This window comes from Sphingobium sp. VMM (assembly GCF_056790315.1).
In genome coordinates this window covers 94,085-117,331 of the sequence record NZ_JBXGSI010000019.1, presented here as the reverse complement: position 1 = coordinate 117,331, position 23,247 = coordinate 94,085, and the positions used below count along the sequence as shown (strand labels likewise).

The following is a 23,247-nucleotide window of genomic DNA, read 5'->3' as shown; positions in this document are numbered from 1 at the left end:
GAACAGCATATGGACGACCAATCCCTGTTGAACGGGCCGGAACCCCAGCCGCCGACCGGCACGGCGGCGGAGGCGTTCGCGCACCTGGCGGCGCGCGTGGAGGCCATGGAGCAACGTATAGACGGACGTCTGGCCGTATTCGCCCGCGCCCTTGAGCATATCGCCGTCGAGAAGCAGAGCATCGAGGTTCCCGACTACAATCCCACGCTCGCCAGGATCAACGCCGCCTTGGCCGACATTGCCAAGCACATGAAGCCGCTTTCGCAGTCCGAAGCGCTTAACATGACCCCCGAGAGCATGGCGGAACGGATGATGTCGTCAGCGGAAGCGGCGCGGGAAACGGACAAGGCGTCCATCAAACAGGGGCAGGCGCTGCTGCGCGAGGCCCATGCCGACCAAATGCGGGCAATCGGTGCGATCCGCACCAAGGTTCAGCAGCGCTGGCACATGGGCTATACCGGACTGGGCACGGCACTGGCCGTCTCGCTTCTATGGCTATTCTATCCGGGATGGGCGGCCAGCCTTGCACCCAGTGGCTGGCACTGGCCTGAACGGGTCGCAGCGCGCACGATGGGGGAGCCGTCGCTATGGGAAGCGGGCATCCGTCTGATGCGCGCGGGGAACCCGGACGGCTGGCAGACGATCGTTGACGCCGCCGACATGGCGCGTGAGAATCGCGATGTCATAGCCGCGTGCGAGAGGGCGGCCCAAAAGGCCAAGGAGCCGGTGCGCTGCACGATCAGGATAGGGCGTCAGCCATCTTGAGCGGAGCGCTTACCGATAGGCCGCGACCCCGACCGGCCGCCACGGCGCTATATGGGGACTGCGCGGCCGATCAGCTTCGCTATGCGCTGAGGGGGATGGAAGCACCACATTTCCAGGATTTTCGTGCATCCGGGCAAATCGACAGGTCTTCGTGCAGCCCTCTCGTGACGAGGCTGGAACTGTGACGACCTAACCGTGGCGGTGATTCATGTGATCATACGTAAGGAACGTGCGCGCTCGGCGCCTTGACCCCGGCCTGACACTTCCCGATCATGAAACGGCTAACAGGAGCATGTCGAATGATCCGTCTTGCGGTTACGTGTTCTCTACTTCTTGCTACCCCTGCAGCAGGACTGGCGGCAACGGTCGTTCCCAATACCGCACCGAATGCGGTTGAGCCCATCAAGCGCACGATGCACATTCGATTCCCAAAAAGCGTTGCAATGATTCCGATCATGCGGGTGAAGGGAGCTATCCTTCTGCCAGCCACAATTGCAGGCAAGCAGGTCAACTTGCTATTCGACAACGGCGCTGATGCGAGCTTGATTGATACCACTTTGGCTCAAAACAATGGGATGGAACTCACCGAAAGCCGAATGGGGTTGCAAACCGGCTTATCGGTGATGCCGACAAAGCTGACGCGGGCTTCGATCACAATCGGCGATGCTCTGACCGTTGAAGGACAGTTTGTGGCTGCAGACCTGGGAGCAATATCGCGAGCGCTAGGTACGCCAGTGGCTGGCCTTCTGGGTGCTGAAGCCCTCAAAGCCTTCATTGTCATAGTCAACCCGTCGAAAGGATGGATTGCACTGGGCCTACCGGGAAGCGTCGAGGTGAAGAGCTTTATAAAAACCGATGGCAAACCGGTTGATGCCCAGGGTGCAAAAGCGCTTCTCCCCAAACTTGCACCAAAGGCTATTCCTTTCGAGGCTGGCTTTGTCATCAAGGCCACGATCAATGGAAAGCCGGTCAATCTCAAGATCGACTATGGCAGTACTGGTACGGTCGTTCTCCGTGACTCTGTATGGCAGCAGGTAATTCCTCCGGCATCCCGGACTGGCAGGGCGACCAATTCGACACGGGCGGATGGCTTGAATATCGGCGGCGAGATCGGCACGGGCGATTTCGAGATCGCGGGAATGGTGGTGCCGAACATGCCTATTGCTAGCAGAGCGGGCTATGACCGCATCAGACACGATGGATTCCTGGGGTTGTCCGTCTTGGGGGCGACGACGACTGTTCTCGACATGCCAAAGCAGAGGTTGGTTCTGTTTCCTCCCGATGCAGACGTCAGCGTATCGGCGTCCGCGAGGCCTTCCGTGGAAAGCACCATTCCGGATGCAGGCGCACCAACACCGGAACGCTGATGCATTGTGCGATAGTCGCAGAAATCAGATGATTGCCGCCGTCCGCCAAGAACTTTGATGATCGCGTTACGATCCCGGTTGCCATCCACTGTCTCCCAGGATCGCTTTAGGGTCTTCAAGGTCAAGCAAATTCCTGAGCGCAACACGTTTGTCAGTGGCTTTATCGTAATAGGCTTTCGCGATCCTGTATCCCACCCAATACCCCAAATCTCCGGGCTTTTCGGGTGTCCCCACGCCGCTATAAAGCCAGTCTGAAATATCGGTATTGTCAGCCTCAGCCAGGAAACGCTGCCCGATGTCGTTGGAATGGCCTTCCGTCCATGTTTGCAGATGAATGTTGCTCACTTGTCCCGATATCAATTCGGCTACCAGTTCAGCGACCCCTTCGATGAGCGATTGCTTGAGAACGGTAGTGTTGTCACTATCCTCCTCAAGCGCAACTGACTGCTCAACGTGGCCATATTCATGGGCGATTAGGTGGTACAGCCTGTCTGCCAGGTCAGGTTGCAGCCAGGACGAGCGGCAAGCTACTTCCAGCCCGATCAGGACGCCTGACTTCCCGGTCGTCCCCCCGCTGTTATTCCGGCCTACAAGAATGGTGACGGGAGGGAATGTCGCCTGAGGGTCGAGGTCCGCAAGCCGCTGAAATGCGCCTTGAAGTTTCACCTTAACGGCAGGCAGGGCTTCCATACAGGATCGGGCTTGCCTGTATGTCGATCCGTTGTTGCCGACTTCCTTGGCAAGGGCTTCGCCTGAGATAATGCGGTAAGGAACAAACTGGCGGACGCCGTCTGTTCCCTCATCGATGTATTCCCGCTGAAGCAAATCGGCGGAAGGCTTGCCGTTGGCAGCATCATAGATCCTGTAGAAAGTCGCAACATCCGACGTGCGAACCTCGACGGTCCGCTGGATATCCGCAGGCGCCGCAGCAGTGGTCATCATCAATACGGCGCCGATCACCGATTTCCCGCACATTTTCGATTCCTCTGGTTCATGCCTGTAAGTCAGAAGCTTTGTGATCCGTCATTGAAAGATTGCTGATCCAGTCGAGATAAGCACGATAGATGGAGAGTATCGGCTTATCACGCGCCGCCCGTCAAAGGGCCGGGGGCGTCAGGCTGGCGCTGGATTGCGCTGATCACGGGATCGCTTTGATCATCTACCTCAACCCGTTCGAGGGCGATTTGCGGATGATATGCTTCACGGGGAAGGCCGTTGACCGTGAAAAGCTGCTCCGTCCCAAGGTCCACTTTAGCAGACGAGCCTTCTATCGTTTCATTGCTCAACGCGCCAAGGAGGTGAGCAAGATCGCTGCCTATCGTCGTCGCGCCGATCGCATCGAAGCCGATCATCAATCCTTCACCCATGCTACCGGTCCAGCGCCCGCCTGCCACATACACCTTGCCGGGATAGCGCGCGCCGAATGGCTCGACGAATTCGATGAATTTACGTGCCGGTCCGAGGACGCGGGTTTCATACGGAATTACGTGCATTTGATACGGTCTATCATGGTCGATGAAATGCCCCATGATGCCCCGTGCTACGCTCGTGTTGCCGCCACTTGGAGTGTTTCGAAGGTCAATCAGCAGGGTTTTCGTATCCGTGAGCGAAGCCAGGGCGTTCGCGAACTCAGCAATCAGCTTTTGCTCACCAAGCGAATTGTTGATCCGGATGATGCCAAGCTCGCCCCGGCGCTCGACTTCCAAAAGCTGTCCGTCGGCAATGCGGTTCGCTTGGTCGGACGTGGCGGCCAGCGCGATGAGCGCTGCTTGTCGCCGTCCAGAACATCCAGCTTTCGTGGTCTCCGCCGATGGCCCGCAAGAGCAACATTGAAAGCGAAGCCAATTTGCGCAGGGCTTAGTTCCGAGAAAGCGCGGCCTGTTATTTCCTCAATGGCAATGCGAGGCGGCTGGTCATCGATCCGTAGTAACATCATGCCGGATCGAACGCCTTTGGTTGTTGCGTCACCGCCGCCCCGCACCTCATCTATTCGAAAGGATGCTCCATCGTAGATGCCGAAGAGATCGGACGAGGTTGGGATGATTGCCCAGTCATCAGCGTCGAATGGTCCGACGATGAAATGCGGATCGGCAAAGTTGTGGGATATCAGCTGAAGCGTGTCGATGAATTCTTTGTCGGAGCATGCCGCCTTGGCCTTTTCCGCGAAAGTGGCAAGGATTGCATCTCCATCGATTCCCGGTCGATTAAAATAGCCGTAATTCTCATGCAGCAATTTTTCGAAGGACAGCCATGCTGCTGATGCATCGAATGACGGCGGCGCAACATCTGTCGATTGCGCGTTGGCCTCCGAGGTCAGTAGCAGCGTCAGCACAGCTATCAGGCGATAAATTCCCATTTCGCCGTCATTCAACAGAATGGGTCACGTCGCAAGGACAAGCAGCGCTGGCCGCTGAAAAGGCCCAGTTACGTCCCCGTTCCGAACCATGCCACGGGAGCCCACTCAAAACGTGGGATGGAATGTGGCTATTTACCGACGGTTCTTGGAGCTTCCTTGTTAAAGAACACAATGCCCCCTCTAATTAGTAGCGCGGGAGATCGTCCGGCCTGGAAGAAAGTGACCCTACCCATATAGATCGCTGAATGTCTTGCGCGCGGACTCGTCATTCCTAAGTCGCAAAGCTGCCTGGCAACAACGCGCCCAATGCCGCCATCCAAACCGGCGAATAGCGAGCCCCAGAGCCGCCATTCGTTTGCGCGGAAGAGCGACATTCTCTGACGGCCTGAGAGATGCGCGGTGATCAGTTCGAGCACCTATGCATCGCCGTATCCGGCACGCCTGCGCATTTGCTGCTCTTGGCACTGGTCGCGGTGACAAGCCAGAAAAACTCTGCTATTATCTCGCGGTAACGACAGAAATTTCTCTCCCTCGCAAACGGGGGCGAGGCGTGCATCTGGAGACTGATATGTCGCGACATATGCACCTGATGCCTATTCTTGGGCTGTTAGCTTGGAGCCAGTGCGCCTCTGCTAAGCCGGAAGCCGTCGAGTCTTGGGCAAAATCGGGCGTTTCTTTGCAGCAATTCGTTGCCGACTCGCGCGAATGTGCGGACACATCGAAAGAAACGCCTGTTTATATCGAGGCCGAAACCCTCAAGGTACTGGATGCGCTTAGCTCTGCACAATTAATTTCCGTCGTTCAGCAGTTGTCTGGCCCCGAAACCAGCGCACTTAAGGTGGTCGAAGATATTTCAGTGACCAATAGCGAAAATGACATAGCTAGACGTAGCGCAAATTTCGGAGGGAAGTTTGTCGCCATGACATCTTCCGATGTAAGAGGGCAGTTACAAAAATCTCTTGATCAATGCTTAATTGATCGGGGGTATATTCGTATTCAGCTTACTGAAAAGCAAGCAAAAGAATTAAAGCGGTTTAAACGAAATACGCCAGAAAGAACGGTGTATCTTCATTCTATTGATTCTGATCAAGCAGTCGTGGAAAATCAAGCGGTAACGAATTTTCGTAAATAATTCTATCGAATTAAACAGGGAAGTTTTATGAAAAAGCTAGTTTATGCGCTTCTACTCCCCCTCATCAGTGGCTCTATGTTAGGCGCCGGCGCAGTCCACTTGAGAGCTCAGGAGGCCCGCTTAGAGCCGGCGCAGTTGCTCATTCCGCCCGGAAAGGAAGCGGAGCTAATTAAAAGCCTTTCCAAGAAAACTCAAGGCGAATGCAATAACAATCCTGATTTGCTGAGTTGCACTCAGGGATGCAGCCAGCAATACAATATTTCGGTAACATACTGCAATGCAAATCCGCAAACAAATACAGTTTGCATTGCGAATGCTGTCCATAATTTAAACATCTGCGCAGCCACCTGTACTAGAAATTACTGTACGTAGTTCTGGAGAACTACAATATCAATATTAATGATTTTGAAGTAAAAAATTTCTTTTTGGATATATTTTCTGCATTGGACTTCATTAATTATTTCACATGAAGGCTTCCTGCCTCTAGTCGGGACGCCAATCGAGATAGATTCGCCGTCGGGCTTGTTCGAAACACCATGGAAACGACGAGACGGCGGCACCGAAAGGTTGCCGCCCTTTTTGTTCGCCGCTCGTCGTTCCCATCCTTCCACCCGCGACCGATCGCCAGTTCTGAAAAAGCACCGTCAGCTATAGCACGCTGGTTAGCTGAAACCCGACCTGCCTCAATCGGCCATAGCCATTCCTTCATTTCATATTTCTGTCCGAAGAAAGTTACGACATAGGTGTTCCTGCGAAGGCTGGCATCTCAGGCAGGCGAACGCGACATAAACGGATAGCGCTAGACGGCTGGCCTCCTTCTGCTGCCGCCTAAGACCCCAGCCTTCGCTGGGGTGACGGAGTTGGGTGGGTTGCGGACAGTCCGTTATGGGGAAGCGTGGGATAATTTGCCGACATGACCGCTCAGCGAGCGTCAGTGTCGTTTGAGTGAACCAAGCATGGGCAGCATTATCCAAAGCCCGATAAACAACAGCGCAACAGACACCTGCTTGTCATATCCGCCGAAGATACCCCAGCCGAGTTGATAGCTTGCTCCACTAAACAGAAACAAAGCAAGCCAAATGCCTACCTTGATCCGCTGATGAGATGATGGTGGCTGTGGATGCCAGTCAATATCTCGCAATGTCGATAGATGTCCTCGCATCCATTCGCGCTTGGATGCGGCATATTTGGTATTCTTGGCGCGGATGTCATCGTCATCGGCCCAGTGACTGAGTTCCTCCCATGCAGCCTTTTCCCGCTCATCAAGGACTAGCGGGTTGGGTATCGCTTTATCGAGTTCATGCGCAGTAACGTCTCCGCCGTCAGCAACCCGTTCAAGCATAGCTATCAGATTTGGACGCACAGAAGTCATATTGGCATTATGCACCTGACAGGAATGTCCGCAATCGGCGAAGCCGAAAATCTGGTTTTATGACTACAAATGGTCGAAATCCGACACTCCCCACAGGCGTCATCCTGACGAAAGTCAGGATTCATTCTGCACTACGCCAGATAGGGAGCGCTGAAGCGACCCCGGATCAAGCCGGGCCTGAGCCTGTCGAAGGGGCCGGCATGACGAAGATGGAAATGGCAACGCCCAGTCGCGTCCAGGCCGCCCGGATATAGCCTCGCGGCCTGAGGCCGGGCCTCCCCATGGGGAGGCCCGGCACGTCTCAATGGCTGTCGTTGCGCAGGTCCTTGCCGGCCTGCTCCAGCGAGGCGCCGACATCCTGCTTGGCTTCCTTGCCCTCGCGCTTGGCGTCGTCGGCCGCCCGGTCGGTCGCGGCGCCGATCCGGTCCGCGCCATTGTCGATCGCGGCGCCCGCGCGGTCGAGGCCGTTGTCGATCTTGGCGCCGGCATCGTCGACGGCGTTGCTGACGTCATTGCCGATCGCGGAGCCGGCATTTTCCAGATTGTCCGATGCCTTTTCCGAGCAGGCGGACAGGCTCAGGCCCAGGGCGGACAGGGCCGTGATGGCCAGAAGGGGTGCGCGCATGATGTCTCCTCATTGCGTTGGCAAGGCTTGGGCAGCGCCGCATCATATCTGACGCGGCGCTGCCTAATCTCTTGTTGTCGCGCCGTTTTAAGCGGAAAACCGGTTCCCGCTTTTCCGCACGACGCTCCTAAAAGCGCGGCAGCGGCCATAAGGTTGCGTGGTTTCGCGATCAGCCGCCGCTGAGGCCGAACACCATCGACCGGTCGGCATCGGGGATCAGACCCTCCATCACCCGCCAGAAACCGGTGACGGAACCCTGTCCGGCCTGGGCATAGGCGGCCGCCATCTTTTCGCGCAGCGCGCGGAAAAGCTCGGCCTCCAGCGCGCGGCCGGCGGGGCTGAGGCGCAGCAGTTTCTGCCGTCGGTCGCTGCTGCCGGGCCGGGTCTCGATATAGCCGCGCTCGATCAGGTCATTGAGCACCCGGCCGAGCGATTGCTTGGTGATCGCCAGCAGGCGCAACAGATCCTTCACCGTCAGGTCAGGCTGGCGCGAGATGAAATAAAGGGCGCGGTGATGGGCGCGGCCCAGGCCCTGCGCCGCCAGCCCCTCGTCGATCGAGCGGGTGAGCGCGAAATAGCCGAAATAGAGCATCTCGATGCCGCGCCGTATCTCGTCCTCGCGCAGGAACAGCGGCGAGGCCGGTGCGATCTGGCTGGGCGAGGGGGCTTGGACGGACATCGGCGCGGGTTTCCGGCTGGAGGGGAGGGGAGGGGGTGTGGCGTTGATCCCTAAGATGGGTTGGGCGGGAAGGAAAGGGAAAGGCGAAGTCCATCGTCAGGAGGGCTTTTCTTTCGTGCATCAGCCGCTATATGGCGGTCCCGCGCTGACTTGGATCGGCGCATTGCTGGGGCGTCGCCAAGCGGTAAGGCAGCGGCTTTTGATGCCGCCATGCGCAGGTTCGAATCCTGCCGCCCCAGCCATAATGCATTGAAATAATTTAATTTATTTCGTTTCGTTCGCGATACGTTGCCAATTGCCCTGCCAAATGGCGCAATCTCGCCATTGCTATTTGTCGGTGTTTGAGAGCCGACTTGGCAAATGGGGTATGCGCGGGCGCGCCGCGGACTGCACTGATTGAGGCGTTCTAGCGCTTCATCCGATCTGACAGGATCGTTGAGGATTCCCTTGGGCCTGGAAATCCGATTCAACAGGCTAGCTGGACGAGGAGGCCAGCCTGGCATGACAAGGTCGATTTCGGAGGCACTTCGTTTTCGGGTTGTCGCGGCGGTTGATGGCGGGCTGTCGCGGTGCGCGATAGCCGAATGTTTCGGCTGCAAGCGCCGACGCTGGGTTCGAGATTGGCCAGAGACTGGTTCGACGCGGATATGGGCTGACGATCAGCCGAGAAGATGGCTGCGATGGTCGAATTTTGACGGAAACCTGCAAGGCCGTGCGAAGACAATACGGGCGGGCACTCTCCCGAAGCGGTAATACCTTCTAATCGCAAATCGGACTTTATCGCCCCTGCCATCCCGCGCCGCCATGCTAGTTTCGGGGCAGGATCGGGGCGCCGCGCGGTGCGAGGCGGCGGTCGAGACAGTGAGAATGAGGCGCCGGCGAGGATGAACGCAGCGACGATCGATCCAGACAGGAAGCGCCCGATCCCCCCGGACGAAACCGGGCTGGTGGCGCTCGCGACCCTGCTCGCCATGCACTATGTCGTCGTCGATCCCCAGGTATTGCGGCAGGAGCTGGGGCATTCAAATCCATTGGACAGCAAGGATCTGCTGCGCCTTGGCAAGCGTCAGCCCGGCGTGCGCGCACGCAGCGTTCGGGCCGATTATGATCGCCTGCAGCGCCTGTCGCTACCGGCGCTCGCGCAAGCGGCCAATGGGCAATGGTTCATCATGGGCAGGATCAAGGAGCATGGCGTCCTGATCCAGCGGCCCGGGCATCCTGTGGAGACGCTGGATCGGGCAGCGCTGGATGAAATCTGGTCCGGAGAGCTGATCCTGCTTGCCACCCGCGCCGGCACCGGCGGTGAGATGAAGCGGTTCGACATAAGCTGGTTCATTCCCCAGATTGTGCGTTACCGCCGCCTGGTGGGCGAGGTTCTGCTCATCACCTTGTGCATCAATCTCCTGGGGCTTGCCGCGCCGCTCTTTTTCCAGAATGTCATCGACAAGGTGCTGGTCCATAATACGCTGGCCACCCTGCAGGTGCTGATGCTGGGCTTCGTGCTGGTGTCCTTCTGGGAAGTGGGGTTTGGCTGGTTGCGGACCCGCCTCTATTCGGAGACCTGCCAGAAGATCGATGTCGAACTGGGCGTGCGCCTGTTCCGCCATGTGCTGCGCCTGCCATTGACCTATTTCGAGGGGCGACGTGTCGGCGATACGGTGATGCGCGTCCGACAGCTGGAGGCGATCCGCGAATTTCTGACCAATGCCTCGCTGTCGGTGCTGATCGATCCGGCGTTCACCCTGGTCTTCCTTCTGGCCATGTGGCTTTATTCGCCGCTGCTGACCGGAATCGTGTTGCTCACCATACCGGCCTATGTCGCGGTCTCGATCATGGTGACAGGGCCGCTGCGTCGGCGCCTTGCCGAGAAATTCGATCGAGGCGCGGCCAATAATGCCCTGCTGATCGAAAGCATATCGGGCATGCAGACGATCAAGGCGGCGGCTGTCGAGCCGCAATGGAATCATCGCTGGGAATTGCAGCTGGCGGCTTACAGCACGTCCAATCAGCGCGCGATCAACCTTGCCAACAACAGCAGCCAGCTGGTTCAGCTCATCTCGAAGCTGGGGGCGGCGACGATCCTGTTTTTCGGGGCAGGGCAGGTGATCGCGGGCACGATGACGGTGGGGGCGCTCGTCGCCTTCAACATGTTTGCCCAACGCGTGTCTTCTCCGGTCATCCGCATGGCGCAATTGTGGCAGGACTTTCAGCAGGTCCGGCTGTCGGTGGCGCAACTGGGGCTGGTGCTGGATGCGCCGATCGAGCGGATCGGATCCTCGCGGACGACGCTGCCGTCGATCAGAGGCAATATCCGCTTCGAGGGCGTCCGCTTCCGCTATGGCGATGAAGGCCCCTGGACGCTGGAGAATATCGATTTGGGCCTGCCTGCAGGCGGGACTTTGGGCATCGCCGGATCCTCGGGCTCCGGCAAGTCCACACTCGCCAAGCTGCTTCAGCGCCTCTACCTCCCGGCAGCCGGGCGCATCCTGATCGATGATATCGACATTGCGCAGATCGATCCGACCTGGCTGCGCCGCCAGATCGGCGTGGTCCTCCAGGAAAATCTGCTGTTCAACTGCACCCTGCGCGAAAATATCGCGCTTTCCAGCCCGATCGCGCCTTTGTCTGAGGTGATGTCCGCCGCCCGGCTGGCCGGTGCCCATGACTTCATCATGGGGTTGCCGCTCGGCTATGACAGCATGATTGAAGAACGTGGCGTCAATTTGTCGGGTGGCCAGCGCCAGCGGATTGCGATTGCCCGCGCGTTGATGAGCAAGCCCCGTATCCTGATCTTCGATGAGGCGACATCGGCGCTCGATGCCGAGAGCGAGGAGATCGTGCAGGCCAATCTCAAGGCGATGGCCGCGGGACGCACGGTCATCATCATTGCCCACCGCCTGTCCGCGATCCGGGATTGCGACAGCATCGTCACGATGGAACAGGGCCATATCGTCGAGCGCGGATCGCATGAGGAACTGATCGCCCGCAATGGCCGCTATGCCAAACTCTATCGGACCCAGACGCGGACCGGCATGGCGCGGGCGGTGTGATGGGCGCGCAGGGCATATGGGCGACGAGCCGGCAGGCATGGCGTGACGAAAGGGCGCGGGCGCGCACGCTGGTCCGATCCGAGGAAGTCGATTTCCTGCCTGCGGCCATCGAGATCGTCGAACGACCGCTGTCGCCCACGGCGCGCTATACGGCGTGGTTGCTGATGCTGGGTCTCGCCGTCGCCCTGTTATGGCTGATCTTCGGCCAGATCGACGTCGTGGCTTCGGCCCCCGGACAGTTGATCCCGGCCGATAATGTGAAGTTGATACAGCCTGCCGATGCGGGGGTGGTGCGCTCCATATTGGTGCGGGACAACCAGTCCGTTCATGCCGGCCAGGCGCTGATCGAACTGGACCCGACTATGTCCTCGGCCGACGCGATCCAGGCGCGCAGGGCATTGGAAGCGGCCGAGCTGGATGCGGCACGGGGGCGGGCCATGCTGTCCTCGCTCGACGGCCAGGGCCTGCGCTTCGTGCCGCCGCCGGGCACCTCGCCGGAGATGACGGAGCTGCAGATCGCACTCGCCCGGGCGCAGTTGGAGGGCATCATGGGCGAGACCGGAGCGCATGATGCCGACCGCCAGGCAGCCTCGGCCACCTATGCCGAAGCGACATTGTCGGCCACCAAGCTGGCGGAAACCCTGCCGTTGGTGGACGAACAGATCGAAGCCAACCAGAAATTGCTCGCCAAGGGCTATGTCTCCAAATTGCGCGTGATCGAGATGCGCCGACAGCGGCTGGGCTTGGCTCGGGATCGGCAGATCGCGCTCGAAACCGCGGCCAAGGCACGCGCGCAGATGGCGCAGGCCAGTGCCAGTCGCACCCAGTCCGTCGGGACGAGCCGCGCCAGGATATTGGAGGATCTGACAAAGGCCGAGGTGGAGGCCCGCTTGCGTCGCGAGGAGATGGTCAAGGCCAGTCGGCGCTCTGCCCTGCAGCGGCTGGTCAGCCCGATCGATGGCACGGTTGCCCAATTGTCGGTGCACACGGTGGGCGGGGTTGTGGAAGTCGGAAAGCCGCTGATGCTGATCGTCCCGGCGCGCGGGCAACTGGTGGCTATGGTCAAGATATTCAACAAGGATATCGGTTTTGTGCGCGCCGGACAGGATGTGGGCGTCAAGCTCGCGGCTTTTCCCTTCACGCGCCATGGCGTGGTCGAGGGGCGGATCGAAAGCATCAGCACCGATGCGGTCGAGGACGAAAAGCTCGGCCTCGTCTATACCGCCAGGATTACGATGGACCGTCAATGGCATACCCGCGACGGTCGGCTGGTCCAGCTGGTGCCGGGTATGGAGGTGACGGCCGATATCCGCACCGGTCGGCGCAGCGTCGGCTCCTATCTGCTGAGCCCGCTCCAGGCGGTGCGTGACGAAGCGGGACGGGAACGGTGAGTGCCGCTCCCGCCCCGCGGCCATGCCATGTCCTGTTCGTGATCGCCGGACTGGGCGCGGGCGGGGCAGAGCGCGTTGTCAGCCTCATCTCCTCCGCCTGGATCGCGCGCGGCTGGCGGGTGACGATCATGGCCTTTGATCGGCCGCAGGATCCTGTCTATCACCGCTTCGACCCCGCAGTGGAAATCCGGCGCTTTGACATTCCGCCCGGACGCAACCCCGCTTTGACTCTGATGGCGCAGGGGCGGCGTATTCTTGCTATCCGCCGGCAACTGAAGGACGCGCGGCCCGATGTCGTGATCTCGCTCCTGACCAAGATCAACGTCCTCACGCTGACGGCGGCGATCGGCACCGGACGGAAAATCATCGTCTCGGAGCGGAATAATCCCCGTGCGCAGAATGCCAATAGTGCCTGGAATGCGCTGCTGGCACAGCTGTATCCGCGGGCGGCGGGGATCGTGATGCAGACCCGGGCCAGCCTGGACTGTCTGCCTCAGTCGGCGCGGTCGCTTGCGCGCGTCATCCACAACCCGATCGAGGCCATCGCACCGCCTGCCTCGGCGGCTGGTGCGCAGCGGGTCCTGGTGGGGGTCGGGCGGTTGACCCACCAAAAGGGGTTCGATCTCCTGATCGAGGCCTTTGCCAAGGTCGCGCGCCTGCATCCGGACTGGATCCTGCGCATCTGGGGAGAGGGGGAAATGCGCGGCATGCTGGAACGGCAGGTCGCCTCACTCGGTCTTTCCCATCGTATCGAACTACCCGGAAAGAGCGAGACGCCGGGCGGTTGGTTGGCCAAGGCGGATGCGATGGTCCTGTCGTCCCGCTATGAAGGCTTTGCCAATGTTCTGGGCGAAGCGATGGCGGCGGGCTTGCCGGTCGTCGCCTTCAATTGCGATTTCGGCCCTGCGGAAATGGTCGATAATCTCGTCGATGGCCTGCTCGTGCCCGACGGCGATGCCGGCGCGCTGGCGGCCGCGCTCGACCGGATCATGGGAGATGCTGCGCTGCGCATGCGCCTCGGCATCGCGGCCCGGCAATCGGCAACCCGTTTCGCGTCGCCGGCGATCATCGAACAATGGGACAGGCTGGTCGACGATGTGCGCGCTGTCGCCGGCGCCTAATAGGTCAGGCCCAACCGGATCATGCCCTGCCATTTGCTGAATTCGTCGGCCGCCGTATCGGCTGTCCGGCGGGTATAGGTGGCCACCGCCTCGATCCACATATGGCGGTTGAGCAGATAGCGTGCGCCGCCTTCGCCGGTCCAGTAGCGCTGATCGGCATCGAAACTCTCGCGATAATGGACATTTCGCATCCCGACAGACCCGCGCATGATGAGGTTGTGCCGTACTTCCTGGTCGATGCCCAGGTCGATACGCGTGTCGATCCGTCCCATGGCGCCAGCGCGGATTGTCGCAACATCGCCCCGGAAAATATCCAGGCGGACAGCGGTACGGGTCTGTGGGCGCCAGGTCAGCTGGCCGTTGGCGGACAGGCCGGTAAAGGCATCGAGTGCCAGGTCGCGGGGATTGGAATGAAATATGCCGATGCCGATGTTGCCGTTCAGCTTGTCCCCCAGCTCCAGGGACACGCCGGCCAGTGCGCCATAGGTCGTTGTCGAGCGATCGACGCCGTTGCGGTCTGTCTTGAGGCGCGGCTCGCGATCGTTGAGATAGGGCTGGACGAAAACGGCCACGCGCTGTGACAGCTTGACCTGTCCCTTCACCGCCACGCGATATGTCAGCATGTCGCGATCGGAATCCTCGAGCGAGAGATAGTCGAGCTTCGTCACCCCGGCTGTGGCTGTCACGCCGATGCGCGGACCATCATAGCGATATTCCAGATCGCCGTTGGTCACATTGATAAGCGCTGGCGATTGCGTCAGGTCGGGATTGGCCTCTGGCGCGCCGCGTCTGTCGAAAGTCCGGTCAAAGGATGCCGTTGCCGTCACCCAGTGCCGGTCGCCGAACCCTTTGCGATAGCTTGCGCGAATGCCGAACTGATCGGTATTTTCCTGTGAGGTCTTGGCGTAGCGCGAAAATTCGCCGTAGCCGCGCAGGAAGAACATCGACGTGTCGGTGTCGCGGTTCACCTCCACGCTTGGCCGCACCAGAAAAATGGTGTCGGATTTCCGGTTTTCGTCGGTGGCGAAGATATTGTTGTCGAACCGCACGCCCAGGTCCAACCGGGGTTCGATGACAAAGCCGCCGGTTTGAATGGTGCGCGGCTCATAGCCGGGGCGCGGGAGATCGTCGATCGGGGTCGTGCGGGTGATATCCTGCGCGACCAGGGGCGAGCCGCCGAGCGCGAACGCGATCACGAGCGGCAGGCGACGATAGCGCCAGCGCAAACGCGCTGCGCGACCAGACCCGTTCTGGCACACGCTCAGAACCAGCTTTCACGAATCTCGATCAGATCGCCGGGCTGGACCGGACTGGTCTGGGTCGCACTGCCGGCCATATTGGCACGCGTGATTTTCACCGTCTTCGTGTTGGCGCGGAAAGTGAAACCGCCGGCGACCGACACGGCGGTCATCACCGACATGCCCGGGACAAAGGGATATTGGCCGGGCTTTTGCACCTCGCCGGTGATGAAGAACGGGCGATAGGCGATGATCTGGGCGCTGACCTTGGGATCGAGCACCAATTGTTGCGCGCGCAAGGCGGCGGCGACATCGGCCTGCAGTCCGTCGACGGTCTTGCCTGACGCCGGGATGTTGCCGACCATCGGCAAGGACAGCATGCCCGTGTCCGAGATGAGATAGGTCTCGCTCATCATGTCCAGCCCATAGACATTGAGGCGGACCTGGTCGCCCGGACCCAACTGATAGGGGGTAGGGGCGGCAGTGGCCAGCGGCGTCAGCTTGGCTTCCGGTCCGGCGCAGCCACCCGGTCCCGTGGCGAACAGGGCAAGGGCTATTGAGATCAACAAGCGCTTTTCCATGCTATCCTCCCGTCCTTATGGCCTTGGTTGCCGCTTCAGGCGCGAGCACGCGTATCGCCCGCCGGCGTGGAAATGCCGCCGCCGAGCCACGTACCCAGATCCCGTTGAAGCATGTCCTGCAGCCGCAAAACATCGTCACGATAATAAGCTCTCAGCATCCTGTGCAGTTCGCCATCCAGTGGTGGATAGCGCACCGGTGATGCCAACGATGCGCGCACCCTGGCGAGCACGGGATTGCTCCGCAGCGGGTCCAGGGCCGGGCGCATGGGGCGCAGCAGCCGTCGCAGCGTCAACGGCAATAGCGGCGTGCTGCTGTCATTCTTCCGGCTGTCCAGCTGATCGGGCGCGATATGGGCAGGGACGCCGATATGTCTGCATATGTCGACGATCATCTGTTCGGCGGAATGGGCCAGGTCCTCGTAGAGCAGCACATGCAGCTGCTCGCGCGGGAACTGCTTCAGGAAGCGATCGAGGTGTCGCGCATAAAGACCGCTGGCTAGGAACCGCCGCTCAGCACTGCGCTGGCCCTGCAGATATTTGCGGGGATCGCCGCCGACCATCCCGCGCCGGTAAAGCATGCAGTAATCGGAATAGGCGCGCTGCACGGGATCGCGCAATTGCACGATCAACCGTGCTCCGGGCAGCGTCTGGAACAGGCGATCGGCGGCATCGGGATGCGCCAGATAGTCAGCCGACTTTTCGCCAAGAATGCGGTCCGGCGGCGCTTCGTCGAACAGCGTGGCATACCAGTCCGTGCCGCGGGCATAGTCACTGCTGAAATAATGGGGTTCGGTCTTGGGCAGCCACAGATTGGGATGGCAGCGCAACTGATGGGCGATCCAGGTGGTCGCCCCCTTGACCGCACCGATGATGATGAAATGCGGGCGACGGCCGTCCGGAAACATCATCGGGCTCCCTGTTGGATGACGGTGCGCAGGATATTGCCCATATAGACGCAATCGGCGGCGAACAGGCTGGGATCGACAGGCAGCAACAGGCTGGTTTCACCCAGTCGCCTGGCGACGGGCAGTCGGTTTGACGGGCCCATCGCGGCATCGGTGAACGCGCGTTCGAGATAGATTTCAGGGCAGCTGCCCGACTGGCACGGCACGCCTAGCTCTCGCGCCGTTTCGATGATCCGATCGCGCGACCAGCCATGCTTCAGCCGTTCGAGCCGCAGGAACGCATAGAATTTATAATAGGCAGGGTCGATCCCAGGTTCCGGGTCGATCAGGCGGAGCGCTGGAATATCTGCCAATATGTGCCGCAATATCCGGGCATTGTCGCGCCGCTGCCGAAGCCAGGTCGGCAGCTTCCTGAGCTGCGCAACGCCGATCGCGGCCTGCATCTCGGTCATCCGATAGTTGCTACCGAAATGATTGTGGAGCCAGCGGAAGGACACGCCATCGCCCCCCTGCGCCATCAGTTCGGGATCCTTGCCATGATCCTTCAACGCCCAGGCCCGCTTCCATATGTCGGGATCGCGCAGCAGCAGCAGTCCGCCTTCGCCGCCAGTCGACATGATCTTGTCGGTACAGAATGAAAATGCGGCCGCGTCGCCGAACCCACCCATGACCCGGCCGTGGCGCGTCGCGCCATGGGCCTGCGCGCAATCCTCTATGATTCGGATATCCCGGACTGCGGCGAGCGCGCAGATTTCCTCCATCGGGGCGGGATGGCCGGCCAGATGGACGACGATGATCGCGCGAGTTTGGGATGTCAGGCAGGCGGCGATCGTATCGGGGCTGAGCCCCTGAGTCACTTCATCGACATCGGCAAAGACGGGGGTGGCGCCACAGGCCACGACGCAACTCGCCGAAGCCATGAAGCTGCGTGCGGGGACGATCACCTCGTCGCCAGGGCCGATGCCCAGCGCCTTTAGCGCCACTTCCAGGGCGAGCGTTCCGTTGGCCAGGGCAATGGCATGGGGCATGTCGCACAGTTCGGCAAAGCCCTGCTCCAATGCCGCGCAGCATTCGCCATGATGCAGGGCGTTGACGCGTCCGGTCTCCAATATCCCGGTCACGGCGGCGATCTCGTCCGGCGCATAGACTGGCCATTGCGACACGATCGACATGGAGCGCTGCGGGATGGCGTCATGATGGGGGCGAGCCAGCATCCTTTCCCTTCCTTATTGCATCTGGCGCACGGCGCCGTCCTGCGGCCATATCGGCTTGGCGATCGGCGATTTCTTGATCGCCGTGAGGCAATTTTCCTTGTCCAGAGGGCGGGGCTGCAGTGGGGCTTCCCGGGTCACGGCATCCAGCATCTCGAACAGCAGATGACGCACCTCGACCTGGTCATGGGCCAGGACGGCGCGTTCCAATTGCTCAAAGCCGGCCTGCAGCCGTGCCGGCGGTACGGGCACCGGTTCGGCCTCGAACACGCCGGTAAGGTCGGACGGCAGTTGGCGTTCGCGTTCGTCGAACAATTCCTCATACAGCTTCTCGCCGGGGCGAAGGCCGACGATCTTGATCGGCACGTCGCGTTCGGGGGCGAGGCCGGCCAGGCGGATCATGCGCCGGGCGATGTCGATGATCTTCACCGGCTCGCCCATGTCGAGCACGATGATGCGCCCGCGTTTCAGGCCATATTCCATGGCGCGTGCGGTGCTGTGCAGGATGAGTTGCACGGCCTCGTGCACGGTCATGAAGAAGCGCGTGATTTCCGGATGCGTCACGGTGAGCGGCGAGCGGCTCTCCAGCTGGCGCTGGAACAGGGGAATGAGCGAGCCGCTGGAGCCTAGCACATTGCCGAAGCGGACAGTCATGAAGCGTGGTGCACCGGGATTTCCGGCGCCCTCGAGATCAAGCGCCTGGCAGTAAAGTTCGCCCAGCCGCTTCGTGGCGCCCATCACGCCGACCGGATTGACGGCCTTGTCGGTCGACACCTGGACCATGGCCCTGACGCCATGGCGCTTGGCCGCGTCCGCGACATTGCATGTGCCGAGCACGTTGGTCTGCACGCCCGCGCAGACATTGGTCTCGACCAACGGTACATGTTTGAGTGCGGCGGCATGAAAGACGAAATGGGGTTTCCATTCGGCAAAAACGGCCATCACATGTTGCCGCTGCCGCACCGAACAGAGCAGCGCATGGCAGGAAATGGCGGGATAATTTTCCCGGATTTCCATTTCGACCGAATAAAGATTGAACTCGCCACAATCGAGCAGCAGCAGTTCGGACGGCTCGAAGACGGCAACCTGGCGTGCCAGTTCCCGACCGATCGATCCCCCGGCGCCGGTTATTAGCACGCGCTGCCCCTTGATCGCCCGATGGACGATTTGCGCATCGAGCTGGGTCTGGGGCCGGTCGAGCAGGTCGGCGAGATTGATCAACTGGAGGTCGAGCGGCTTGTTGATCTCCGTTGCCGGCGGTGCACGCAAGACGGACAGATTGAGCGTCTGCGCTGCCGTGACCAGTTTCAGCTTTTGCGGGCCGACCACGTCCTCGGGACCCGTGGCCAGGATGATGCAGGTGGGCCGCTGATTGCGCGCGGTGAGGTGCGACACGACATGCTCGATCGCTTCGACCCCGCCCAGCATCGGCACGCCTCGCAGCCGCAAATGCGCCTCGCCGCTGTCCAGGTCGAGAATGCCGACGGGCAGATAGGGGGGCGTCGGCAGCATCTCCAGATGGCGCAGGATGGTTTCGACATATTCGGGATGACCCACGATCAGGGCGCGCTGCTGGCTGACGGCGATGTCGGAGCGTCGCGCATTGTCGCGCATGCCGGGCAGATTGATGCGGTTCAGGCCGCGCGTCATGTTGCGCAGCACGCGGCGCCACAGGCGCCCGGCGGACAGGAGCGAGATCAGGACCAGGCATTGGATGAACGGCACCGAAGTGGGCATCCAGCGCTGTCCCTGGCTCAGCATCAGGACGATCATCGTTGCGGTGATGGCCAGGATCGCGGCCTCGACCAGCCGGATCAGGTCCGGCAGGGAGGCGAGGCGCCAGATGCGGTTGTAAAGCCCGCTCCAATGAAAGGTCACCAGGCCCACAAGGATGAAGATCGGCAGGCTGTGCAACGCGCCGTCGACCATATGCTCCGGGACGGCACCGTTCATGCGCAGGATGAGGGCAATGCCGAGCGAGGTTGCTATCGCCCATGAATCATAGGCCATATAGGTAGGTGTGCGCCATTTGCGAAACAGGGCGCGAAGTTCACCGGCTACAGGCATGGTTTTCCCCTTGTCGATGCAAGCCAAGTTTCGGTGACCGCCTGAGCGCCCGGGCGCTCAGGCCACGAGATCCATCCGAACACGGCCTCCTTGAACAGGTTAGGTCGATGGCCGCCTGCGGTAAGCTGGGCATAGGGACATCCCGAAGAGGGGTATGGTGATGGCTCTTGTGGTGGGGCGCCTCCCCCCAAATGCCCTGCCATGCTCAAAAGTAGTGCTGCCGGTCGCGGTGCCTTGCCCCCATGGATAGGGCCTAAAATAGCGAGCAGGCTGGCGCTGCGCTTCGATCTAATAGGGACGCTTCCATCAGGGGCACGTCGCGAAGCCATCTTCGGGCGATTTTTTGGGGCCGGCACGTCCATGAAGCTGCTTCATGTCATAACCGGATTGAACGTGGGCGGAGCCGAGACGATGCTCATGCGCCTGCTCCACCATTCGTCCGCGCAGGACCAGGACGTGGTGGTGGCCTCGCTGATGCCGCCAGGCTTTGTCGGCCAGCGCCTGCAGGACAATGGCGTGCGGTTCCATGCCTTGGGGATGACCAGCGTTGCGACCGCCTTGCCGGCGACGCTCCGGCTGGCTGCGCTTGTCCGGCGCGAGCGTCCCGACGTGATCATGGCGTGGATGCACCATGCCCAGTTGGCGACCATGTGCGCGACGATGCTGGCGCGTACCGGCGCACCGGTGATCTGGAATGTTCGTCATTCGCTTGGCGGTGGCTATGTGCATGAAAAGAGGCTGACCCGCCTCGTCCTGCGGACCCAGGCGCTGCTTTCACGGCGGCCGCAGGCGATCATCTACAATGCCCGGGTGGCGATGCAGCAATATCGGGCCATAGGCTTTGATCCCACGCGGGCGATGGTCATCCCCAATGGGTTCGATCTGGACGCGGACGGGCAGCGGGCGGAGGCCCAGGATCGGCTTCGCCGGATTTTCGGCATCGCGCCCGACCGCATCGTGATCGCGATGGTCGCGCGGGCGCATCCAATGAAGGATGCCGCCAATCTGGTATCGGCCTTCGCCCGGCTGCATCCCGCCCGTATGCCGGCGCATCTGCTGATCGTGGGAGAGGGGATGGACCGGCCGACGCCGGAGATCGCGGACGCGCTCTCGGCCTTGCCGACCGGGTACTGGACGCTTTCGGGGCAACGGAGCGATGTCGCGCAGTGGCTCGGCGGCGTCGATATCCTCGCCTTGCCCTCGGCCTGGGGCGAGGGATTCCCCAATATCGTGGGTGAGGCGATGGCCAAGGCCATACCCTGTGTCGGTACCGATGTCGGCGACACGGGCTGGGTCATCGGAGCGACGGGCCGCACCGTGCCGCCGCGCAATCCGACAGCCCTCGCGCTGGCGTTGATGGAACTATGCCATTTGCGGCCGGAGGAACGGGTGATGCTGGGCGGTGCTGCGCGCCAGCGTATCAGCGAGATGTTTGCGATCGATCAGGTCGTGAAGCGCTATGATGCGCTGTTTCGACAGGTTGCGGGACGGATCGAGAGCGACGAGCCGGGGCCATCGCCGCGTGCCATGCAGTGCGAGGCGCTATGAAGATCGTCGTCGTCTCCAGCCTGGCTTTCTCGCTGATCAATTTTCGCGGGCGCCTGCTCGCATCGATGGTGGCGAACGGACATGAGGTCATCGCCTGTGCTCCTGATCGGGATGCGGCGGTCGAGGCGAGGCTCGCCGCGCTGGGCGTGCGCTTCCGCCACATGCCGATGGCGCGCACGGGGATGAATCCGTTTCGCGACGTGCAAACTTTTTCCTGGCTGCTGGTGATGCTGTGGCGCGAACGGCCAGATATCGTGCTCGCTTATACGCAAAAGCCGATCATCTATGGCGGTTTGGCGACCCGTTGTGTCGGCAGGACGCGCTTTTATGCGATGGTGAGTGGATTGGGGCATGTGTTCAGCGACGACATGTCCGGCCGCCTGCGCCATGTCCGGCGTCTCGTTTCCTTTCTCTATCGTCGCGCGCTGGCGCACGCCCAGGCCGTGTTCGTGTTCAATCGCGACGATCGGCACGAAATGCTGGCCCATGGCATCATCGATGAGGGCGCCCAGGTCATTCAGGTGCCCGGATCGGGCGTCGACCTCGATCATTATGCTTGCCAGCCGCTCCCCGAAGTGGAGCTGAGCTTCCTGATGATCGCCCGGCTGCTGCGCAACAAGGGCCTTGATGATTATGCCGAAGCAGCGCGTCTGGTCCGGGCGGAGCGGCCTGACATCCGTTTCCGCCTGCTCGGTCCGTTCGACAGCAATCCTGCCGCCATTTCGCGCGAGACGATCGCGCAATGGAACCGGGATGGCCTGCTGGAATATTGCGGCGAGACGCAGGACGTCCGGCCGCATCTTGCCCAGGCGAGCGTCTTCGTATTGCCCAGCTGGTATCGCGAAGGGCTGCCGCGCACGTTGTTGGAGGCGATGGCAACGGGGCGAGGCGTGATCACCACCGACATGCCCGGCTGCAGGGAGCCCGTGGTCGAGGGGGAGAATGGTTTTCTGGTCCCGCCGCGCAACCACCAGGCACTTGCCAATGCGATGTTGCGTATCGCGGCGGATCCGGGGCTGGTCGTCGCCATGGGCGCGGCGGCACGGCGGACGGTGGAGGAGCATTTCTCGGTCGAGAAGGTGAATGCGATGCTGCTCGACACGATGGGCCTGGTTGCCCATCCGACGGGCGTCCCTGTTCAACCCGATCGATCCGCTGCACCTGTGCGGGCGTTTGCGACGGGAGGAGGGTGATGTCATCGATCCGGCTTCTCGATGTGGGGATATCGGCTGTCGGGCTGCTGGTGGCCGTGCCGGTGATGGCCGCAGTGGCAGGCGTGATCGCCCTGACCGATGGCCGACCGATCCTGTTCCGACAGCGCCGTGTGACGCGGGACGGGCGGCTGTTCACGCTGGTCAAGTTCCGCACCATGACGAATATGCACGATGCGGACGGTCATTTGCTCCCCGATGCGGCCCGGACGACGCCGGTCGGTCGCGCGCTCAGGGCGGTGCGGCTCGATGAATTGCCGCAATTATGGCACATCCTCACGGGCGATATGGCATTGATCGGGCCGCGACCGTTGCTGCCTGAAACGATCGTGGCGGCCGGGAAAACTGGTCAAGCACGGTGCGCCGTCAGGCCTGGGCTCACCGGCTGGGCGCAGGTCAACGGCAACACGCTGCTGAGCGATGCCGACAAGATGGCGCTCGATCTCTGGTATATCGATCATCGCAGCCTGTCGCTCGACATCAACATACTCTGGCGCACCGTCCTCGTCGCATTGACGGGGGAGCGAACCGATCCAACATCCATAAGGAGGGCCTATGAGAGCGGTGCTCGTTGGCGCAGTTGAGAGCACGCGCGTTGCGCTGAAATGCCTTGCGGCTTCGTCGGCAT

At 61.0% G+C, this 23,247-nt stretch carries 20 protein-coding genes and 1 tRNA gene; 10 read left to right on the top strand and 11 right to left on the bottom strand.

The annotated features are described in order from the left end of the window. Nucleotides 1-9 precede the first annotated feature (9 nt). Nucleotides 10-765, top strand: a complete 756-nt coding sequence (locus ACUCV3_RS21385) for a DUF6118 family protein (protein ID WP_159365494.1) — start codon at nucleotides 10-12, stop codon at nucleotides 763-765. A gap of 299 nt (nucleotides 766-1,064) precedes the next feature. Then, complete coding sequence (locus ACUCV3_RS21380) at nucleotides 1,065-2,132, top strand: aspartyl protease family protein (RefSeq protein WP_159365493.1); 1,068 nt, start codon at nucleotides 1,065-1,067, stop codon at nucleotides 2,130-2,132. A 66-nt stretch (nucleotides 2,133-2,198) separates the two neighbouring features. Here the strand turns inward: ACUCV3_RS21380 and ACUCV3_RS21375 are convergent, their stop codons facing one another. The 3 genes from ACUCV3_RS21375 to ACUCV3_RS21365 all read right to left on the bottom strand — a co-directional run bounded on the left by ACUCV3_RS21375 (nucleotide 2,199) and on the right by ACUCV3_RS21365 (nucleotide 4,503). Further along, entirely contained in the window at nucleotides 2,199-3,107 is a 909-nt protein-coding gene (locus ACUCV3_RS21375; protein WP_159365492.1) for a DUF2268 domain-containing putative Zn-dependent protease, read from the bottom strand. A gap of 107 nt (nucleotides 3,108-3,214) precedes the next feature. Beyond that, the gene (locus tag ACUCV3_RS21370) at nucleotides 3,215-3,838 is read right to left on the bottom strand and encodes a S41 family peptidase (RefSeq protein ID WP_159365491.1); all 624 of its coding nucleotides are present in this window, start codon (nucleotides 3,836-3,838) and stop codon (nucleotides 3,215-3,217) included. Next, nucleotides 3,769-4,503, bottom strand: a complete 735-nt coding sequence (locus ACUCV3_RS21365; protein ID WP_159365490.1) for a hypothetical protein — start codon at nucleotides 4,501-4,503, stop codon at nucleotides 3,769-3,771. Before ACUCV3_RS21365 ends, ACUCV3_RS21370 begins: the two co-directional genes overlap by 70 nt. Nucleotides 4,504-4,906: 403 nt before the next feature. Here ACUCV3_RS21365 and ACUCV3_RS21360 point away from each other — a divergent pair, with 403 nt between their 5' ends. Next, complete coding sequence (locus ACUCV3_RS21360; RefSeq protein WP_159365489.1) at nucleotides 4,907-5,620, top strand: hypothetical protein; 714 nt, start codon at nucleotides 4,907-4,909, stop codon at nucleotides 5,618-5,620. A 931-nt stretch (nucleotides 5,621-6,551) separates the two neighbouring features. On the opposite strand, the gene ACUCV3_RS21355 is transcribed toward ACUCV3_RS21360, so the two are convergent. From ACUCV3_RS21355 to ACUCV3_RS21345, 3 genes are all read right to left on the bottom strand, one after another. Further along, nucleotides 6,552-6,992: a hypothetical protein gene (locus ACUCV3_RS21355; protein ID WP_279727458.1), complete on the bottom strand. Its 441-nt coding sequence runs from the start codon at nucleotides 6,990-6,992 to the stop codon at nucleotides 6,552-6,554. A gap of 301 nt (nucleotides 6,993-7,293) precedes the next feature. Then, nucleotides 7,294-7,617, bottom strand: coding sequence for a hypothetical protein (locus tag ACUCV3_RS21350; protein WP_010338154.1), 324 nt, complete (start codon nucleotides 7,615-7,617; stop codon nucleotides 7,294-7,296). A gap of 169 nt (nucleotides 7,618-7,786) precedes the next feature. Further along, nucleotides 7,787-8,296 (bottom strand): MarR family winged helix-turn-helix transcriptional regulator, encoded by a 510-nt coding sequence (locus tag ACUCV3_RS21345; protein ID WP_279728856.1) that lies wholly within the window; start codon nucleotides 8,294-8,296, stop codon nucleotides 7,787-7,789. Nucleotides 8,297-8,463: 167 nt separating this feature from the next. Between ACUCV3_RS21345 and ACUCV3_RS21340 the strand changes: the two genes are divergently transcribed. From ACUCV3_RS21340 to ACUCV3_RS21325, 4 genes are all read left to right on the top strand, one after another. Further along, nucleotides 8,464-8,538 (top strand) — tRNA-Gln (locus tag ACUCV3_RS21340). Between the two features lie 642 nt (nucleotides 8,539-9,180). Beyond that, nucleotides 9,181-11,346, top strand: coding sequence for a type I secretion system permease/ATPase (locus ACUCV3_RS21335; protein ID WP_099234542.1), 2,166 nt, complete (start codon nucleotides 9,181-9,183; stop codon nucleotides 11,344-11,346). After that, complete coding sequence (locus ACUCV3_RS21330; protein WP_482241127.1) at nucleotides 11,346-12,737, top strand: HlyD family type I secretion periplasmic adaptor subunit; 1,392 nt, start codon at nucleotides 11,346-11,348, stop codon at nucleotides 12,735-12,737. Before ACUCV3_RS21335 ends, ACUCV3_RS21330 begins: the two co-directional genes overlap by 1 nt. Further along, entirely contained in the window at nucleotides 12,734-13,858 is a 1,125-nt protein-coding gene (locus ACUCV3_RS21325) for a glycosyltransferase family 4 protein (protein WP_279728858.1), read from the top strand. Before ACUCV3_RS21330 ends, ACUCV3_RS21325 begins: the two co-directional genes overlap by 4 nt. Here the strand turns inward: ACUCV3_RS21325 and ACUCV3_RS21320 are convergent. The 5 genes from ACUCV3_RS21320 to ACUCV3_RS21300 are packed head-to-tail and all read right to left on the bottom strand — an operon-like array spanning nucleotide 13,855 to nucleotide 19,860. Further along, entirely contained in the window at nucleotides 13,855-15,084 is a 1,230-nt protein-coding gene (locus ACUCV3_RS21320) for an outer membrane beta-barrel protein (RefSeq protein ID WP_279776207.1), read from the bottom strand. The genes ACUCV3_RS21325 and ACUCV3_RS21320 overlap by 4 nt on opposite strands. Before the next feature lie 35 nt (nucleotides 15,085-15,119). Further along, nucleotides 15,120-15,677, bottom strand: a complete 558-nt coding sequence (locus tag ACUCV3_RS21315) for a polysaccharide biosynthesis/export family protein (RefSeq protein ID WP_004207875.1) — start codon at nucleotides 15,675-15,677, stop codon at nucleotides 15,120-15,122. Between the two features lie 35 nt (nucleotides 15,678-15,712). Further along, the gene (locus ACUCV3_RS21310; protein WP_240700497.1) at nucleotides 15,713-16,585 is read right to left on the bottom strand and encodes a sulfotransferase family protein; all 873 of its coding nucleotides are present in this window, start codon (nucleotides 16,583-16,585) and stop codon (nucleotides 15,713-15,715) included. Further along, nucleotides 16,582-17,796 carry a DegT/DnrJ/EryC1/StrS family aminotransferase gene (locus tag ACUCV3_RS21305; protein WP_482241123.1) on the bottom strand — a complete coding sequence of 405 codons (1,215 nt, stop codon included), beginning with the start codon at nucleotides 17,794-17,796 and terminating at the stop codon, nucleotides 16,582-16,584. Before ACUCV3_RS21305 ends, ACUCV3_RS21310 begins: the two co-directional genes overlap by 4 nt. A 12-nt stretch (nucleotides 17,797-17,808) precedes the next feature. Further along, complete coding sequence (locus tag ACUCV3_RS21300) at nucleotides 17,809-19,860, bottom strand: nucleoside-diphosphate sugar epimerase/dehydratase (protein WP_137405212.1); 2,052 nt, start codon at nucleotides 19,858-19,860, stop codon at nucleotides 17,809-17,811. A gap of 360 nt (nucleotides 19,861-20,220) precedes the next feature. On the opposite strand from ACUCV3_RS21300, the gene ACUCV3_RS21295 reads away from it, so the two are divergent. From ACUCV3_RS21295 to ACUCV3_RS21285, 3 genes are read left to right on the top strand one after another with little or no spacing between them, the layout of a single operon-like run. After that, the gene (locus ACUCV3_RS21295; RefSeq protein ID WP_048937499.1) at nucleotides 20,221-21,408 is read left to right on the top strand and encodes a glycosyltransferase; all 1,188 of its coding nucleotides are present in this window, start codon (nucleotides 20,221-20,223) and stop codon (nucleotides 21,406-21,408) included. Continuing rightward, a complete protein-coding gene (locus ACUCV3_RS21290) occupies nucleotides 21,405-22,601 on the top strand; it encodes a glycosyltransferase family 4 protein (RefSeq protein WP_048937500.1) in 1,197 nt (398 codons plus the stop codon). The genes ACUCV3_RS21295 and ACUCV3_RS21290 overlap by 4 nt, the downstream gene beginning before the upstream one ends. Continuing rightward, nucleotides 22,601-23,203 (top strand): sugar transferase, encoded by a 603-nt coding sequence (locus ACUCV3_RS21285; protein WP_048937501.1) that lies wholly within the window; start codon nucleotides 22,601-22,603, stop codon nucleotides 23,201-23,203. Before ACUCV3_RS21290 ends, ACUCV3_RS21285 begins: the two co-directional genes overlap by 1 nt. Nucleotides 23,204-23,247 lie beyond the last annotated feature (44 nt).